The organism is Thermophilibacter gallinarum (genome assembly GCF_014982725.1).
Taxonomy (GTDB): domain Bacteria; phylum Actinomycetota; class Coriobacteriia; order Coriobacteriales; family Atopobiaceae; genus Thermophilibacter; species Thermophilibacter gallinarum.
Map to the genome: position 1 here is coordinate 414,645 of NZ_JADCJZ010000001.1, position 15,520 is coordinate 430,164.

Annotated in this window: 18 protein-coding genes and 1 tRNA gene; 18 read left to right on the forward strand and 1 reads right to left on the reverse strand. The window is 72.1% G+C overall.

Going from position 1 to position 15,520, the window contains the following annotated elements; all coding sequences use genetic code 11:
• Positions 1–217: 217 nt before the first annotated feature.
• From INF26_RS01960 to INF26_RS02020, 14 genes are all read left to right on the forward strand, one after another.
• Positions 218–937 (forward strand): SAF domain-containing protein, encoded by a 720-nt coding sequence (locus INF26_RS01960; protein WP_193529048.1) that lies wholly within the window; start codon positions 218–220, stop codon positions 935–937.
• Positions 934–2,187, forward strand: coding sequence for a nucleotide-binding protein (locus INF26_RS01965; protein WP_193529049.1), 1,254 nt, complete (start codon positions 934–936; stop codon positions 2,185–2,187). The genes INF26_RS01960 and INF26_RS01965 overlap by 4 nt, the downstream gene beginning before the upstream one ends.
• On the forward strand, positions 2,188–3,528 hold the full coding sequence (locus INF26_RS01970; RefSeq protein ID WP_193529050.1) for a CpaF family protein: 1,341 nt from the start codon (positions 2,188–2,190) through the stop codon (positions 3,526–3,528).
• A complete protein-coding gene (locus tag INF26_RS01975) occupies positions 3,495–4,433 on the forward strand; it encodes a type II secretion system F family protein (RefSeq protein ID WP_193529051.1) in 939 nt (312 codons plus the stop codon). The genes INF26_RS01970 and INF26_RS01975 overlap by 34 nt, the downstream gene beginning before the upstream one ends.
• Positions 4,424–5,065, forward strand: coding sequence for a type II secretion system F family protein (locus INF26_RS01980; protein WP_193529052.1), 642 nt, complete (start codon positions 4,424–4,426; stop codon positions 5,063–5,065). The genes INF26_RS01975 and INF26_RS01980 overlap by 10 nt, the downstream gene beginning before the upstream one ends.
• 42 nt (positions 5,066–5,107) lie before the next feature.
• Positions 5,108–5,296 (forward strand): hypothetical protein, encoded by a 189-nt coding sequence (locus INF26_RS01985; RefSeq protein WP_408647509.1) that lies wholly within the window; start codon positions 5,108–5,110, stop codon positions 5,294–5,296.
• Positions 5,293–5,739, forward strand: coding sequence for a hypothetical protein (locus tag INF26_RS01990; RefSeq protein WP_193529054.1), 447 nt, complete (start codon positions 5,293–5,295; stop codon positions 5,737–5,739). The genes INF26_RS01985 and INF26_RS01990 overlap by 4 nt, the downstream gene beginning before the upstream one ends.
• Positions 5,740–5,780: 41 nt before the next feature.
• Positions 5,781–5,903: a hypothetical protein gene (locus tag INF26_RS08550; protein ID WP_269747144.1), complete on the forward strand. Its 123-nt coding sequence runs from the start codon at positions 5,781–5,783 to the stop codon at positions 5,901–5,903.
• A 31-nt stretch (positions 5,904–5,934) separates the two neighbouring features.
• Entirely contained in the window at positions 5,935–6,378 is a 444-nt protein-coding gene (locus INF26_RS01995) for a pilus assembly protein (RefSeq protein WP_226371801.1), read from the forward strand.
• A complete protein-coding gene (locus INF26_RS02000; protein WP_193529056.1) occupies positions 6,353–8,410 on the forward strand; it encodes a hypothetical protein in 2,058 nt (685 codons plus the stop codon). The genes INF26_RS01995 and INF26_RS02000 overlap by 26 nt, the downstream gene beginning before the upstream one ends.
• Positions 8,407–8,898, forward strand: coding sequence for a hypothetical protein (locus tag INF26_RS02005; RefSeq protein WP_226371802.1), 492 nt, complete (start codon positions 8,407–8,409; stop codon positions 8,896–8,898). Before INF26_RS02000 ends, INF26_RS02005 begins: the two co-directional genes overlap by 4 nt.
• A 10-nt stretch (positions 8,899–8,908) precedes the next feature.
• Positions 8,909–9,280, forward strand: coding sequence for a DUF192 domain-containing protein (locus INF26_RS02010; RefSeq protein ID WP_193529057.1), 372 nt, complete (start codon positions 8,909–8,911; stop codon positions 9,278–9,280).
• A gap of 18 nt (positions 9,281–9,298) precedes the next feature.
• Complete coding sequence (locus INF26_RS02015) at positions 9,299–9,802, forward strand: FHA domain-containing protein (protein WP_193529058.1); 504 nt, start codon at positions 9,299–9,301, stop codon at positions 9,800–9,802.
• A 40-nt stretch (positions 9,803–9,842) separates the two neighbouring features.
• Positions 9,843–9,918, forward strand: a tRNA-Phe gene (locus INF26_RS02020).
• Between the two features lie 62 nt (positions 9,919–9,980).
• Here the strand turns inward: INF26_RS02020 and INF26_RS02025 are convergent.
• Complete coding sequence (locus INF26_RS02025; RefSeq protein WP_193529059.1) at positions 9,981–10,319, reverse strand: acylphosphatase; 339 nt, start codon at positions 10,317–10,319, stop codon at positions 9,981–9,983.
• 118 nt (positions 10,320–10,437) lie between these two features.
• On the opposite strand from INF26_RS02025, the gene INF26_RS02030 reads away from it, so the two are divergent.
• From INF26_RS02030 to rfbB, 4 genes are all read left to right on the forward strand, one after another.
• Entirely contained in the window at positions 10,438–12,336 is a 1,899-nt protein-coding gene (locus INF26_RS02030; protein ID WP_193529060.1) for a subtype A tannase, read from the forward strand.
• Between the two features lie 72 nt (positions 12,337–12,408).
• Positions 12,409–13,728 (forward strand): branched-chain amino acid transport system II carrier protein, encoded by a 1,320-nt coding sequence (gene brnQ / locus INF26_RS02035; RefSeq protein WP_332307282.1) that lies wholly within the window; start codon positions 12,409–12,411, stop codon positions 13,726–13,728.
• Complete coding sequence (locus INF26_RS02040; protein WP_193529062.1) at positions 13,725–14,393, forward strand: peptidylprolyl isomerase; 669 nt, start codon at positions 13,725–13,727, stop codon at positions 14,391–14,393. The genes brnQ and INF26_RS02040 overlap by 4 nt, the downstream gene beginning before the upstream one ends.
• 103 nt (positions 14,394–14,496) lie before the next feature.
• Complete coding sequence (gene rfbB, locus INF26_RS02045) at positions 14,497–15,516, forward strand: dTDP-glucose 4,6-dehydratase (protein ID WP_193529063.1); 1,020 nt, start codon at positions 14,497–14,499, stop codon at positions 15,514–15,516.
• Positions 15,517–15,520 lie beyond the last annotated feature (4 nt).

Here is a 15,520-nt window from a genome sequence, read left to right on the forward strand (position 1 = left end):
TGGCGTCACGTGGAGATTCCGTGAGCTGACGGTTCGAACTTTGTTCTTGCCGACGTCGCTGCCCATAGCCGTCTAACAGGCGCGAGAAGAGCGTCGGTCAGTTTCGTGAAAGCTTGCGTCAGATTCGCGTCCGACTTTCTTCGGACGACCGGCCTTGCGTCCTTGTTCGGGGAGAGAATCCCCCTACCGCAGTCATCGGGACGAGGGGAGGGTTGCCGTGAGACGTCGCTACAGGCTCGTCGCGTCCGGGGCGTGCGCGCTTCTCGCGACCGCGCTCTGTCTGGCGTACGGGCAGCAGGTCCGGGAGGAGGTCGAGCGCGAGCGTACGGAGGCGCTCGAGCGCTACGGCGGCGAGGTCGTGACGCTCGTGGTCGCCGCGCGCGGCATCGAGGCGGGGGAGGTCGTGGACCGCACCAACGTCGTCGAGCGCGACTGGCTTGCCGACCTCGCACCGGCCGGTGCCGTGACGGATCTGGACGACGTCGCCGGCACCGAGGTCAGCGTGCCCGTGGCCGAGGGGGTCCCGCTCACGGGGCTCAACTTCCGTGACGAGACGGAGGTCGTCGAGGTCCCGGCCGACCAGGTCGCGCTCACCGTCCCGATCGACGGCGGGCTCGGCGTCCCACCCGGGACGGGGCCGGGCGACGTCCTTGCCGCGTACAAGGTGAGCGAGGGCGCCGTGCGCCTGCTGGTGGGCGACCTCAGGGTCCTCTCCGCGCCGCAGGGCGGCACGGGGGTGCTCTCCTCGGGTTCCCTCACCGTGGCGGTGTCTCCCGAGGACGTGCCGGCGATGCTCGCGGCGAGCGAGGAGGGAAGCCTGCGCCTCGCCCTGCCGGGCAGCGACGCCATCTCGTCCGAAGGGGGCGTCCAGGAAACTCCGACGAACGTGCCCGCCGAGGGGCAGGGAGAGGTCAACGAGGGAGATGGTGGCGAATGAGTGGCTGGCTTGCGGCATGTGCCGAGAAGGACCGCGGGGCCGTCGAGCGGCTCGTCGACTCGCTCGACGCCGGTGCGCGCGTGAGGGTCGTCGAGGGCCCCGACGAGCTCCGGTACCAGGTGGCGACCTCCGAGCCGGGGACCTACGAGGTCATCGTGGGCCCGCTCGACGAGAGCGTCTCGGACGTCAACCTCGCGGCGGCGGTCGCTAACGACGGGAATGCGCGCCGCGTGGTGCTCGCCGTCCGAGAGGCATCGGGCTCGCTGCGTTCCCGCGCCGCGCGGGCGGGGATAGACCTCGTGCTCGACCTCGAGGACTTCGACGAGGTGCCCGTCCCCGCGTCCCGCCCGGCGGCGGGTGGGTATCCGACGGAGACGGAGAGGGCCCGGGGTGCGGCCCAGGAGGTCGTGCGTCCCGGCGAGGGGTCCCGCCGCGCCCCCGTCCTCGTGTTCTGCTCGGGTCGGGGCGGCGTGGGAAAGACGGCGCTCGCGGCCGGCGCGGCGGCGATCGCCGCCCGCTGGGGGCTGCGCGTCCGGCTCCTGGACCTGGACCTCTCGTGTGGCAACGCGTGCTCGTGCTTCGGTCTGGGCGGGGGCGGGGACCTCGCGTGCCTCGGGGGCGGCGCGACGACGGAGGCCCTCTCGAGGGTCTTCGTCCCCGCCTCGCCGGGGGTGAGCCTCGCGGGGCCCTGCGCGAGGCCGGAGATGGCGGAGGTGGCGGCCCCTCACGCCGGCGAGCTCATCGAGCGTGCGGCGCACGAGTGCGACCTGGTCGTCGTGGATACCTCGACCACGTTCTCCGAGGCGGTCGCCCAGGCGGCGCAGCGTGCGGACCGGCTTTTGCTCGTGAGCGACGGCAGGCAGGGGTCGCTCTCCGCCGTCGCGCGCATGAGCGGGCTCGCCATCCGGCTCGGCGTCGCGAGGACGAGGATGGCACGGATCGAGAACCGCGCCGACCCGCGGGCGCGTCCGGACCTGTCCTCCGGCCGCGCGGAGGCCGGCCTCGAGGCGGCGCGCTGCTATCGGGTGGTCGACGGGGGCCGCGAGGTTGCCGACTACCTCTCGTCCGGCAGGGTGGGGGAGCTCTGCGAGCCAGGCTACCCGTTCGCCGACTCGCTCGCCGCTACCCTCGCGCAGCTCATGGCCGAGCTCGGGTGCCTGCCCGAGTGCGAGGAGGCGCGGAGGGCCTACGAGTCCCCCCGGCAGCAGCGACGGTGGCCCCTCTTCGGGTCGCGGAGGGAGGCGAGGTAGATGTCAGTCCTCGAGTTGGTCAGGGCGGCCGAGGCGAGCGGTGCCGGCGTCGTGCCCGGTGCCTCGAACGTTGAGCTCAGGAGGGCTCGGGAGCGGCTGAAGGGAGAGCTCGTCGAGCGCATGGGGCTCAGGACGATAGCCGCCATGGTCTCCGGGGCCGACCCGGAGCGCGCCCGCTCCGAGCTTCTCGTGGTCCTCGAGGCCATCCTGAACACGCATGACGCGATCGCGTCGGTCGGGGTCGACCGCGAGATGCTCCTGCGGCAGGTCGTCGACGAGGTCTGCGGCCTCGGCCCGATACAGCCCCTCCTCGAGGACGACGAGGTCTCCGAGGTCATGATCAACGGGACCGCCGCCCTCTTCTTCGAGCGGGACGGGGAGCTGCACCCGGCGGACGTGGTCTTCGACTCCCCCGAGCAGATCATGATCGTCATGGACCGCATCCTCGCCCCGCTGGGCCGACGGCTCGACCGTGCGAGCCCGCTCGTGAGCGCGCGCCTTCCCAACGGCGATCGCGTGAACGCCGTCGCGGCGCCCGTCGCGATAGACGGGCCTGCAGTGACGATCAGGAAGTTCTCGGACCGCATCAGGACCCTGGACCGCCTGGTCGAGCTCGGTTCGCTGCCCGCATGGTACGCGCGGCTCCTCTCGTGGGCGGTCCGATGCTCGCGCTCGATCGCCGTTGCCGGCGGGACCGGCTCGGGGAAGACGACGCTGCTCAACGCGCTCTCGTGCGAGATACCCGTCACGGAGAGGGTCGTGACGATCGAGGACAGCGCCGAGCTGCGCTTCGACGCGCACCCGAACGTGGTGCGCCTCGAGGCGCAGGACAGCTCGATCGAGGGGTCGGGTGAGGTGACGATCCGAGACCTCGTCAAGAACGCCCTGAGGATGCGCCCGGACCGCATCGTGGTGGGCGAGGTCCGCTCCGGGGAGTGCATCGACATGCTCAACGCCCTCTCCACTGGGCATGCGGGCTCGCTCACCACCCTGCACGCGGGGAGCGCGGAGGAGGCGGTCATGCGTCTCGTGCTCATGGCGCGCTTCGGCATGGACCTCCCCACGGCGCTGATCGAGGAGCAGATAGCGACCGCGATCGACCTGATCGTGGTGATGAGGAGGCTTGCCGACGGGTCGAGGGTCGTCTCGTCGCTGACCGAGGCGTCGCGGGCCTCGGATGGCTCGGCTCGGCTCGACGAGCGGGTGAGCTTCAGCCTCGCGGAGCGGTCGTGGTCGCTCGAGGCGGAGCCCGCGTTCGTCCGGAGGGCCGAGGAGGACGGGGTCCTGTCGTCGGAGGAGGTGCGGGAATGGAGGCTCTGCTTCTCGGATGCGCGGGCGTGAGCTCGGGGTTCGCCGTGCTCGTGCTCCTGGGCGAGGGAGGGGGCTCGCTCTCCCGTCGCCTCGGGCACTGGGGCTTCGCCGCCCTGAGGTGCCTCGGGCGAGCGGGGCGATCACGGCCGGTCGTCCGGCTTCTCGCGTACGGGCCGTTCGAGAGGGCTGCGTGCGAGCTCTCCGAGCGCGCCTCTGAGCACGGCGTCGACGCGGATGCGGGGTGTTGCCTGTCAGCGGCGGGCTGTGCCGTCGCGACGCTCTCCGCGGTCATGGGTTTCCTCCTCGCCTCCCCGGTGGCGGCGGCATCGAGCGCGGTGGTCATGGTCGCCTCCGTCGTCGCCCGGGACGCGGCACGGGGCCAGCGCGAGCGACGTGAGGTCGTCGCGGCGATGCCGGGGATCTACCGGACGCTGTCCGTCGCGCTGGCCTCGGGCCAGACGCTCGCGCAGGCGGTCTCCTACGTCGGCTCGCACGAGCGGGGGCCGGCGGCGCGCGTCTTCTCGCGCATGTCGCTGCGCCTGAGCTGCGGCGTCTCGACCGAGGAGGCGGTCGACCTTCTCGCACGGGAGCTCGGCGTCCCCGGTGCCGGGCTTCTCGCCACCGCGCTCGTCGTCTCGCACCGGACGGGGAGCCCCCTGCGGGACCTGCTCAGGCGCTCGGCCGCGCTCGCGGAGCGACAGGGTGAGTTCGAGCGGATGCTCGGGGTCAAGACGGCCCAGGTGAGGCTCTCCGTCCGGGTGGTGTGCCTGCTGCCCGTCGTCATGATCTGCGTGCTGGCGCTCATCTCGCCCGACTTCCAGGAGGGGCTGCTCACCCCGGCGGGCACGGGATGCGTCGCCCTGGCCGTCCTCCTCGACGGCCTGGCCCTGTTGCTGATCAGGCGTCTCATGAGAGGGGTGCTGAGATGGACGTGAGTGCCGTCGTCCTCGTGGGCGGCTCGTCCGTTCTCGCGGGATGCCTGCCGCTGCTCCTGGGCGGACGTGGGACGAGGCGCCCGGCGTCTGGCCGGGCGGGCGCCGCCCTCGCGGCGGCACGCGACCTGTTCATGAGGCTTCCCTGGGCGAGAAGGGCGCGCGAGGGAGAGGCCTCCGCCCGCAGGAGGGAGGCGTGCCTCTCCGAGCTGCCGGCCCTTCTCGACGTCGTGACGCTCGGGCTCTCCGCCGGGCTCTCGTTCGACGCCTCCCTCGAGCTGTACTGCGCGCGGAGCGACGGGGAGCTCGCGCGGGCGTTCTCGGAGGCGATGCTCGCCTGGCGCATGGGCGTCCGGGGGAGGGAGGAGGCGCTCTGGGGCCTGGCGGACGAGCTGGGCCTCCAGGCGCTCCGACGCTTCGCCTCGGTCGTCGGCGAGTCGCTCGCCTTCGGCGTCCCCCTGGCGGGCGCGCTCGAACGCCAGGCCGAAGCCATCCGCGACGAGCAGCGCGCCCAGGTCGAGGAGGAGATAGAGCGTGTGCCGGTGAAGATGCTGATCCCGCTGGGGACGCTCATCGTTCCCGCGATGTTCCTTGCGATCCTCGGCCCCCTGCTGGGGTCGGTGGCGGTTGGGTGACGGAGGTGCCGGGGAGACCGGCGGAAGGGAGAGGTGATGGGAATGGGTCGTCTCGGGGAGAGGGCGAAGGCCGTCCGGTCCGTGCTCGCGGACACGTCGGGCCAGGGCACGACGGAGTACGCGATCCTGGTCGGCGTGCTCGTGGTCATCGCGATCGTGGCCATCCTGGCGTTCAGGGACCGCGTCTCGGAGCTGTGGGACGCGATCGCCAGCGGCATCAACTCGCTGTGAGAAGGTGGGCCCTCCCCGCGGTCGTGCTGCTCGTCGCCGCCTGCGGGGTCGCGGCGCTCGTCGGGGAGGGCCGCCCCGCCGAGGACGGGACGGGCGCGGAGGACCAGACGCCGTCATGGTCCGACGAGGTCGACGGGGTGCTCGAGGAGAAGGGCGTCCCGTTCAGGAGGACCGGGTTTCGAAGCGACCGAGACGTGCGCGAGGAGGCGTCGGAGCTTCTCGCCGACCGTCGCGAGGAAGGGGGCTGCGTGCTCATGCGCGCGGGATACCTCGACCTCTTTGGAGGGACATGGGGATGCGTGCTGCAGGGGGTCGACTGGGTGGAGATCTGTCTCGTCGGGGAGGAGGGCGACGGATGCGTCGTGGGGGTCTGGCGCATGGACGTCGACGACGCCGTGCGGGAGCTCGGGGCGACCTCGGGCGTCTCGGCCAGTCCACAGTAGAGTACCTGGTCATTCTCGCCGCGCTCGTCTCGGCGGTCATCGTGCTGGGGCTGCTGTGGCATGCGGGGAGGGACGGCGCGCTCGTGGGCCTCGCGACCGCCTCGGCCTCCCACGGTGCCGGCCAGGGGGCCGTCGCCCTGCTCAAGGACGTCCTGGGGTACTGAGATGGTCGGCCGTGGTGACAGGAGGGGGCAGATGAGCGTCGAGGCGGCCGTGCTCCTGCCGGTGGCGCTCGTCCTGGTCGCGCTGCTCGTGCAGCCTGCTTGCGTCCTCTACACGAGGTCGGTCATGGCGGCGACGGCGAGCGAGCTCGTCCGCCTTGCCGCCACCTCGCGGGAGTCCGGCGAGTCGCTGCGTGCGTTCGCGCTGCGCCGCCTCGCGGCCGTCCCGGACGTCTCCGTGTTCCACGAGGGAGGTCCCGACTCGTGGGAGGTCGAGGTGTCGGGGCCCGACGACGGCGGGGTCGTGACGGCGTCGATAGCGGGCCGCGTGCGGCCCCTGCCCGTGCTCGGCGTGCTCGCGTCGGCGCTCGGCAGGGTCGAGGAAGGGTCGGTCGTCCTCGAGGTCGAGGTCTCGGGGCGGGCGCGGGCCGAATGGGTCGAAGGGGGATACGATGCGTGGATCAAGATCTGGGAGTGAGGGCGGTCCCTCCGTCCGGGAGGCGGTCTCCCTGTTCCGGGACGACGAGGGCGGCTTCACGACGGTCGCCGCGGCGGTCTCGCTCCTGCTGAGCCTGACGCTGGTCTTCGCGTCCGCCTCGGCCGCCTGGGTGTCGGCCCGCTCGGCCGAGGTCCAGCGCGTGGCCGACGCGGCGGCGATGGCGGGTGCCAACGTGGTGGCGCGCTTCTCCACCATCGCCCAGGTCACGGACGCCTGCGTCCTGAGCATGGGGCTCACGGGGGTCGTCGTGTACGGCGGGGGCCTGGTGGCGTCGTGCGTTCCCGGGCTCACCTCGACGGGCCTCGAGCTGTGCGCCGCCGGGGGGAGGATACTCGAGGCGCGGCGCACGTTCGCGAGCTCGGCGGCCGACGGCCTCGCGCGGCTCGAGAAGGCCCTCCCGGCGCTCGTGGTGGCGAACTCCTCCTCGTGCGTCGCCGCCAACTCCGAGGACGGGCTCTCCTACGCGGGCTGCGCGCTCCCGTTCCCCACGACGTCCGCGTCCGATTTCTCCGCCTTCGAGGCGGACGTCGACGACGCGCGGATGGGGGAGCTCTCTGAGCGGATGCGGGACGCGTCTGCGGAGGCCGAGGAGGCGAAGGACGCCGCGGACGACGCGCTCCTGCGCGGCTGGATGGCGGACTGCGGCTCGCGGCCCTACTCGCTCTACGAGCGCGCGTCCTCGCTTGCGGGCCTCGACGGCTCCGCGAACCCCTACTATGCCTCTCCGGAGAGCTGGACCTTCGGGGTCGCGCTCATGCGGGCGCGCGAGTACTACGCCGCTCGGCTCGCCTCGGCTCGCGTCGACGGGCGCACGCCGGAGGAGCTCACGGACGCGGCCTGCCGGCGTGCGTTCTACGCCTACGCCCTCGAGAGGGTCCGTGCGGGCTCCTGGGCCGAGCTCGCCGACGGGACCGTCGTCTCCGACCTCCCGAGCCTGCCGAGAAACGCGGACGAGACCCGGGCGTGCGAGCTCTACACGCGCCGGGACTGGCCCTGCACGACCGAGGGCGGCTCCCGCACGCTCCATTGCTCGCTCGCCTGCCCGGGCGCGCTGGGCGGGGCGTCCGGGACTGCGTCGCTCCAGGAGCTCGAGGCCGGCACGGTCTCTGCCTGCGACGAGTGCCGGATGGACGTGGGGGACCTCGGGCGCGTGGCGGCCGCGTCGACCTCCATCGAGAACGGCTTCGAGCACCACTGGCGGATCATCGTCGAGGCGTCCGAGGACTACGAGGCCGCCCGCGCCGAGCTCGCGGAGGCCGAGAGGAGGACGAGGGAGCTCGCGGAGGAGGGGGAGGACGCCTTCTCCGACGCGCTCGAGGAGCTCTCCGTGGAGCGCCCCACGCTGTGCCCGCCGGGCGCCTGGGGTTGCGTGGCGGTGGTCGCGCGCGGGGAGGGTGCCGTCGTCCCCACCGAGCTCACCGCCTCGTTCCTCGAGTCTGCCGAGCTTCCCGCGGGGTCGGCGGTCGCCGCGGCGACGCTCGCCCCGGACGAGGCGACCGCCGAGAACAACGTCCTCTCGCGCTTCCTCGACTCCGTCTCGGCGGGGGACTCCGCGATCGGGGGCGCCCTGGACGGCGTGACCGACCTCTGGGGCGAGCTGCTGGTCGGGTACGGGTCGGCGTACGGGAGCGTCGCCGACGCGGGGTCGAGGTTCCTCGACGGCGTCGACGGGGTCCTGGGCGGCAGCGTCGGCTCCTGGCTGAAGGGGAGGCTCGAGGGGGTGATGGAGGGGCTCGGGTTCGACCCCGTCGACATGCGCCTCAGAAAGCCGGTCCTCACGAACACCCAGGACGTCCTCGACCGGGCCGGATTCGAGCGGACGTCCACCGTTCGCTCGCTCGTGGCGCGGCTGCCGGACGCCGCGACGCCGTACGACTTCGCGCGCGCCGTCGGGGTGCTCCTCACGGGCGGGGAGGGTGGCACGCTCACGATCGCGGAGCTGGAGATACCCGGGACGGGCGTCTCGATCCCGCTCGAGGTCGACCTCTCGTTCCTGGGGGCGGCGTCATGAGCGGCGTCGGGGGAGGGCGCTGCCTCGCGCCGCTCGCGTCCCGGGAGGGCCAGATGACGGTCGAGCTCGCGGTGGTCACGCCCGTCGTCATCGTGGTCGCGCTCGTCGTGCTCAACCTCATGGGCTTCGTGGAGGCCTGCGCGGCGTTCGACCAGGTGGCCCTCGACGCCGTCGTGGCGCAGGGCGTGGCACCGTCCGGCGAGCAGAGCGAGGGCCGCGCCGCCGCGGAGGTCCGCTCCGCGATCGAGGAGCTTCTCGGCAGGGAGGGGCGCTGCGAGGTGGAGGTGCGCGCCGAGGCGGTCGGCATGGGGGCGACCTCCTCCGGGCTGGTCATGTCGCCGCTGCTCACGCGCTACGTGTGCACGTTGACCTATCGCCCGTGGCCGCGCCTGCTGCGCATGCCGGGGGTGACCTACGAGGCTCCCCTCGCGCTGCGTCACGAGTGCGAGCTCGTCGTCGATCGGTTCAGGCCGGGGGTGGTGATGTGAGGTGGGCTTGGTGAGGCTGGTGTCGGACGAGCGCCCGGGGACCGTCTACGAGCTGCGCGTCCTGGGAACCTGGCTCGAGCGCCTTCGCGGGCTGCTCGGCACGGGGCCCGACGCGGCACCCGTCATGCTCGTGCGCTGTCGCTCGATCCACACCTTCGGGATGGGGTATGCGCTCGACGTGGCGCTCGTGGGGGAGCGGGGCAAGGTGCTCGCCGTGCGCCGCGCCCTCGAGCCGCGAACGACGCTCTCGCATCCCCGGGCGTGCTGCGTCCTCGAGCGGCCGGCGTCGGCGGAGCCGTGGGTCGAGGAGGGGGAGCACCTTCGGGTCACCTCCCTGGTCCTGGGGTTCGAGGGGGCCTGCGCCGCCGGGGGCGAGGCGTGATCAGAGAGGAGAGGAGAGATGGAGTACCGGAAGAAGACCTGTCCGCGCTGCGGCGCGGAGCTCTACGAGGACATGGGCGTGTGCTACGGATGCCTGTACGACTTCACGAGGGACGGGTCTCGTCGCGATCGCCTGCTGCCGGAGCCCCCGCTCGTCGACGAGGGCGGCCAGGACACGGTCCCGCTGGGCGAGGCGCTCGCCCGCGTCCCGGAGGAGGTCGGCCTGCGGCTGAGCACGGCCTCGGTGGACGCGTGGGTGGGCGTCCCGCCGGAGGGGCTCTCGCTCGGGCGCGACCCCTCGAACGACGTCGTCCTCCACTCGCCCGCGGTCTCGCGCCGGCACCTCCGGCTCGTCCCCACGCCGGACGGCATGGAGGCGACCGACCTCGACGCCACGAACCCGACCCGCTACCGCGGTAGGGACCTGCGGGGCGCCGTCATCGTGCCGTACGGCGACTCCGTCGACGTCTGCGGCTGCGTCCTCACCATGACCGGACCGAAGGGCGCCCAGAAAAGTCTTTGACACGCGGGGCGAGTTTGGTATAGTAATTCCCGCACCAAATGGCTGGGTAGCTCAGTTGGTAGAGCAGGGGACTGAAAATCCCCGTGTCAGGGGTTCGACTCCCTTCCCCGCCACCAGAACTTTCGCAGGTCGGAGGCCGTGTGTCTCCGGCCTGCTTTGTTTTTCTCGGCGCGTCGCCCTAGTAGCGGACCTCGAAGTCCCGCTCTCCGCGCACCACGTCGATCTCATCGCGCTGGTCGATGGAGTAGCTCGGGCGCATTCCCCGCCGGCCCATCTCCTCGAGCATCCGCGAGAAGAACGCCCCCACGCGCTCCGGCTCGCCCTGGACCTCGGCCGTGACGGAGCCGTCGGGCTCGTTCCGCACCCAGCCGGTGACGGAGAGCCCGCGCGCGACCATCGCCGCGGTCCAGCGGAAGCCGACGCCCTGCACCCTGCCGACGAAGCGCACGCGCAGCCTCACGGCGTTCTCGGGCGTCTCCGCCCCGTCGTCGTCGCGCCTCCTCCAGAACGCAGCCATCGCGGCCTCCCGTCTCGACCCGTCAAGTATGTGGCGCTCCCATGGCGCCCCGGCGCTCCCGTGGCCCGTTGCTACAATAGTACCCGCGCCTTCAGGCCTACGCATACGGGAGAGAACGATGGGCTGCACACGAAGAGAGTTTCTCGCTCTGGCGTCCGTGGGGACGCTCGCCGGCGTGGCGGGCTGCACGCCGGCCCAGAAGGAGACGGAGCCCCCGGCAGACGACGCCGCCCAGGAGACGCCCCCCGTCGACCTCGCCGAGTTCGAGAGCCTGGCGCTCGACCCCTCGGCGTGGCACTACGACGAGGAGGGGGACATCTACTACCAGCTTGGCCTCACCTACTGCCTCGCCCCCGCGACCGAGACCTACGAGTCCCTGGCGATCTTCGTGCCCGGCGCCTACTTCGACGCCGAGAAGAACGGCGACACGTACACCTGCACCGTGAACCAGAAGGCCGTGGTGGGGAACTTCACCGCCGCCACCGCGCCCATCCTCATGCCGATCAACTCCGGCGCGCTCTCCGCCCAGGCGAGTCCGACCGCCTACGGATCCGAGGGGCTGGCCCCCTACCTCGAGCGCGGCTGCGTCTACGTCTACGCGGGCTTCCGTGGCCGCTCCGCCGCGGTGGACACCGCGACGGGCTCCGACGCGCTCATACCCGGCGGCGCCCCCTGGCCCGTCGTGGACCTCAAGGCGGCGATCCGCTACCTGCGCTATAACGCCTCCCTGCTGCCCTGCGACGCCAACCGCGTCTACGTCTTCGGCTTCGGCGCCGGCGGCGGCGTGAGCGCGGTCCTCGGCGCCTCCGGGGACTCCGCCCTCTTCGACCCCTACCTCGAGGAGATCGGCGCCGTGACGCACGACGCGACGGGCGTCGCCGTCTCCGACGCCCTGGCGGGCAGCGCGTCGTGGTGCCCCGTCACCTCCTACGACATGGCCGACGCCGCCTACGAGTGGTGCCAGGGCCAGTACGCGGACGGCGGGGAGCGCGCCGAGGGGACGTGGACCCGAGAGCTCTCTCGCGACCTCGCCGGCGCCTACGCCGCCTGGGTCAACGAGATGGACCTGCGCAGCTCCGACGACTCTCAGCTCACGCTCGACGAGACCGAGGCCGGCGTCTACACGATGGGCTCCTATGCCGCGGCCCTTCTCGACGAGATCGACGAGGCGGCCACGCACTTTGTGCAGAACACCGCCTTCCCCTACACCTACACGCCCCAGCGCCTCGAGAACCCGATGTTCCCCGGCGACCCCAACCTCGCCACCGCACGCGCCGCCGACCCCGCGTCCCAGCCCGGGGCCTCGGGCGACGCGCCCGCGGACGGGACGGGGACGGGCGAGGAGCCTGCGCAGCCGGTCGGCGTGTCCCAGGTCCAGTCGACGATCTACGACTCCGCCCAGAGCTACTTCTCGTCCCTCAACGAGGACTCGTGGTGGATCAACTACAACCACCGCTCCACGAGCGTCTCGGTCTCGAGCCTGCGCGACTTCGTCCTCCACATGCGCCCCGCCGCGCCCGAGGCCGCGCCCTTCGACCGGCCCGACCGCAGCTCCCGCGCGAACCAGCTCTTCGGCATCGGCGAGGAGTCCACGCTTCACTTCTCCTCGTGCGTCGCGCAGACGCTCTCCGCCGGCGCGCAGGACTACGCCGCCTGCGACGGGTGGGACGAGGAGTACGAGACGGCCTGGGCCGAGGACCTCGAGAAGGTCGACGCCCTCGAGACGGACATGGCGAGCCGCGTCGCCATGATGGAGCCGCTCACATGGCTGAGCGGCCACTACGACGCCTACGGCCAGTCCACCGTAGCGCCCCACTGGCGCGTCAACGAGGGCCTCTTCGACACGGACGTCTCGCTGTGCGCGGCGGCGAACCTGGTGTTCGCGCTGAGGAAGTACGACGGGGTCGCCGAGGTCGATCACAACCCGGTCTGGGGTCGCGGCCACGTGCTCGCCGAGCGAAGCGGCTCGGCCGCGGCCAACCTCCTCGACTGGGTCGTCTCCTGCTGCTCCTCGTAAGGGGCGCATCGCATGGTCGGGACGACACGGGGGCAGGGGGGGCCCAGACTCTCCCCGAGAAAGTCGCTCTTCGTGGGCATCACGCTCTTCTCGATGTTCTTCGGGGCGGGAAACCTCATACTGCCGCCCCTGCTGGGGGTCCAGGCGGGCAGCGAGGTCGTGCCGGCGCTGCTCGGCTTCCTCGTGGCGGGTGTTGGCCTGCCCGTCCTGGGCATCGTCGTGGTGGCGCTCTCCGGAACCCTGCGGGAGCTCGCCTCGAGGGTCCACCCGGTCTTCGCGCGTGCGTTCGTCGCGCTCGTCTACCTTGCCATCGGCCCGTGCCTCGCCATCCCGCGCACGGCCTCGACCGCGTTCGAGATGCTCGCGCCGCTGCTCCCTGCCACCCTGTCGCTCGAGACCTGGCGCGTCGCGTTCTCCGCCGCGTTCTTCGTCGCGGCGTACGTGCTGGCCATGCACCCCGGTCGGCTCACCCGCCTGCTGGGCCGCGTGACCGGCCCCGCGCTCATCATGCTCATCGTCGTCGTGGTGGCCTCGGCCGCCCTCGCGCTCGCCGGAGCCTCCGACCTTCCTGCCGCCGCGCCCGTCGCCCCCTACGACGCCGGGGCGGCGACGCAGGGCTTCCTCACGGGCTACCAGACGATGGACCTGCTCGCGTCGCTCACGTTCGGCATCGTCATCGCCAAGAACGTGCGCGCCCTGGGCGTGACCGAGGACAGGGGCGTCATGCGCGAGGTGTGCCGCGCGGGCGCGATCGCCGGCGTGCTCATGGTCGCCGTGTACGCGGGCCTCGCGCTCGTGGGCTTCGAGCAGTGCGCCTCGCTCGCCGGCGCCACCAACGGCGCGACGGTGATCACCGCCTCGGCGACGGGGCATTTCGGCGTCGTCGGCACCGTCGTCGTCGCAGCCATCTTCCTGCTCGCCTGCCTGAACGTCTGCATCGGCCTCATCAGCTGTTGCGGGACGTACTTCTCGGGAGAGATCCCGCATCTCTCGTACCGCGTCTGCGCCCTCGCGTTCGCCGCCTTCTCCTGCGCGGTCTCGACCCTCGGGCTCGATGCCATCCTCGCCTTCTCCGGGTCGCTGCTGGGCGTGATGTACCCCGTCGCGATCGTGCTCGTGCTGCTGGGCATGCTGCGTCGCTGGACGCTCTCCCGCCCGCGCGTCTGGCGCTGGGTCGTCGCCGTGACGGCGCTGGTGAGCGTGGCCGAGGTGGCCCTCCCGCTGCTCGGGCTGCCGACCGGCGCGCTCCCGCTCTCCGACGCCGGGTTCGGCTGGGTGGTCCCCGCCCTTCTCGCCGCCGCGGCTGCCTGCCTCGCCCCGTCGGGCGAGAAGGACCGTCCCGCCGGCACCGAGGAACAACGACAAGACCCTCCCCGAAAGGAGACGCCATGACCGAGGCCCTGAGGCCCCGGGCGATCCCCGCCGCACTTCTCGCCGTCCTGCTCGTCGCCCTCGCCCTGGTGGGCTGCGGCTCGTCGACCGCTGGCGGCGACGGTGCCGCGCAGGACGCCGCCACGACCGCCCAGGATGCCGTTGACCCGGACGACCCCTACGCCACGGGTGTGCACCACGCCCGCATCGAGGTCGAGGGCTACGGGACCATCGAGGTCACGCTCAACGCCAACGTCGCGCCGATCACGGTCTCCAACTTCTGCCATCTGGCGGAGGAGGGGTTCTACGACGGCCTCACGTTCCACCGCGTGGTGCCGGGCTTCGTGGTCCAGGGCGGCGACCCGGCAGGCGACGGAACGGGTGGCTCGGACGCCACGATCAAGGGGGAGTTCTCCGACAACGGCGTGGAGAACAGCATCCCGCACGTGCGCGGCACGATCTCCATGGCACGCTCGTCCGACCCCGACTCCGCCAGCTCTCAGTTCTTCGTCTGCGTGGACACGGCGTCCTCGCTCGACGGGCAATACGCCGCCTTCGGCAACGTGACGTCGGGCATGGAGGTCGTCGACGCCATCTGCGCCGAGGTCCCCGTGGCGGACGAGGCGAGCGGTCTGGTGGCGGCGGACGACCAGCCGGTCATCTCCACCATCGAGATCCTGGACTAGCACGTCCGCCGAGGCGCCGCGGCGGCGCCGGGGCGCCGTGGGGCTCCGGATATACTTCTTGGTAGGTGCCATGCCCCAGCGAGCGAGCGACGGGAGGCCCGACATGCCCGACACCTTCGAGCCCAGAAGCATCATCGTCACCGGCGGGTGCGGCTTCGTCGGCTCCAACTTCGTGCGCCACGTGGTCGACAACCACCCCGGCGTGCACGTGACGGTGCTGGACAAGCTCACCTACGCCGGCAACCCCGAGAACATCGCCGGTCTGCCCGAGGACCGCGTGGAGCTCGTGGTGGGCGACGTCTGCGACGAGGGGCTGCTGGAGCGCCTGGTGCCCGGCCACGACGCGATCGTCCACTTCGCGGCGGAGTCCCACAACGACAACTCCATCGCCGACCCGGAGCCCTTCGTGCGGACCAACGTCGTGGGCACCTACCGCCTGCTCGAGGCCTGCCGCAGGCACGACGTGCGCTACCACCACGTCTCCACCGACGAGGTCTACGGCGACCTGGCCCTCGACGACCCGACGCGCATCACCGAGGAGACGCCGTACCGCCCGAGCAGCCCCTACAGCTCGACCAAGGCCAGCTCCGACATGCTCGTCCGCGCCTGGGCCCGCACCTACGGGCTGCGCGCCACGATCTCCAACTGCTCCAACAACTACGGCCCCTACCAGCACGTGGAGAAGTTCATCCCGCGGCAGGTCACCAACGTCCTGTGCGGCGCCCGCCCCAAGCTCTACGGCGACGGGAGGAACGTCCGCGACTGGATTCACGCCGAGGACCACAGCTCCGCGGTGTGGGAGGTCCTCACGCGCGGCCGCTGCGGCGAGACCTACCTCATCGGCGCCGACGGCGAGAGGGACAACCTCACGGTGCTCCGAACGATCCTGCGCCTCATGGGCCGGCCCGAGGACGACTTCGACTGGGTCCGCGACCGCCCCGGCCACGACCGCCGCTACGCGATCGACCCCTCCAAGCTGCGCCGCGAGCTCGGCTGGAAGCCGCTCCACACCGACTTCGAGGCCGGTCTCGAGGCCACGATCGCGTGGTACCGCGACAACGAGGCCTGGTGGCGCCCGGCCAAGGAGGCCACCGAGGCCGCCTGCGCCGCGCGGGGGCAGTAGGGCG

Bases quoted from the DNA above. Each gene is read 5' to 3' on its own strand.
- INF26_RS01965 (WP_193529049.1), top strand. From the start codon at position 934: ATGAGTGGCTGGCTTGCGGCATGTGCCGAGAAGGACCGCGGGGCCGTC.
- INF26_RS01970 (WP_193529050.1), top strand. From the start codon at position 2,188: ATGTCAGTCCTCGAGTTGGTCAGGGCGGCCGAGGCGAGCGGTGCCGGC.
- INF26_RS01975 (WP_193529051.1), top strand. From the start codon at position 3,495: ATGGAGGCTCTGCTTCTCGGATGCGCGGGCGTGAGCTCGGGGTTCGCC.
- INF26_RS01980 (WP_193529052.1), top strand. From the start codon at position 4,424: ATGGACGTGAGTGCCGTCGTCCTCGTGGGCGGCTCGTCCGTTCTCGCG.
- INF26_RS01985 (WP_408647509.1), top strand. From the start codon at position 5,108: ATGGGTCGTCTCGGGGAGAGGGCGAAGGCCGTCCGGTCCGTGCTCGCG.
- INF26_RS01995 (WP_226371801.1), top strand. From the start codon at position 5,935: ATGAGCGTCGAGGCGGCCGTGCTCCTGCCGGTGGCGCTCGTCCTGGTC.
- INF26_RS02000 (WP_193529056.1), top strand. From the start codon at position 6,353: ATGCGTGGATCAAGATCTGGGAGTGAGGGCGGTCCCTCCGTCCGGGAG.
- INF26_RS02005 (WP_226371802.1), top strand. From the start codon at position 8,407: ATGAGCGGCGTCGGGGGAGGGCGCTGCCTCGCGCCGCTCGCGTCCCGG.
- INF26_RS02015 (WP_193529058.1), top strand. From the start codon at position 9,299: ATGGAGTACCGGAAGAAGACCTGTCCGCGCTGCGGCGCGGAGCTCTAC.
- INF26_RS02025 (WP_193529059.1), bottom strand. From the start codon at position 10,319: ATGGCTGCGTTCTGGAGGAGGCGCGACGACGACGGGGCGGAGACGCCC.
- INF26_RS02030 (WP_193529060.1), top strand. From the start codon at position 10,438: ATGGGCTGCACACGAAGAGAGTTTCTCGCTCTGGCGTCCGTGGGGACG.
- INF26_RS02040 (WP_193529062.1), top strand. From the start codon at position 13,725: ATGACCGAGGCCCTGAGGCCCCGGGCGATCCCCGCCGCACTTCTCGCC.
- rfbB (WP_193529063.1), top strand. From the start codon at position 14,497: ATGCCCGACACCTTCGAGCCCAGAAGCATCATCGTCACCGGCGGGTGC.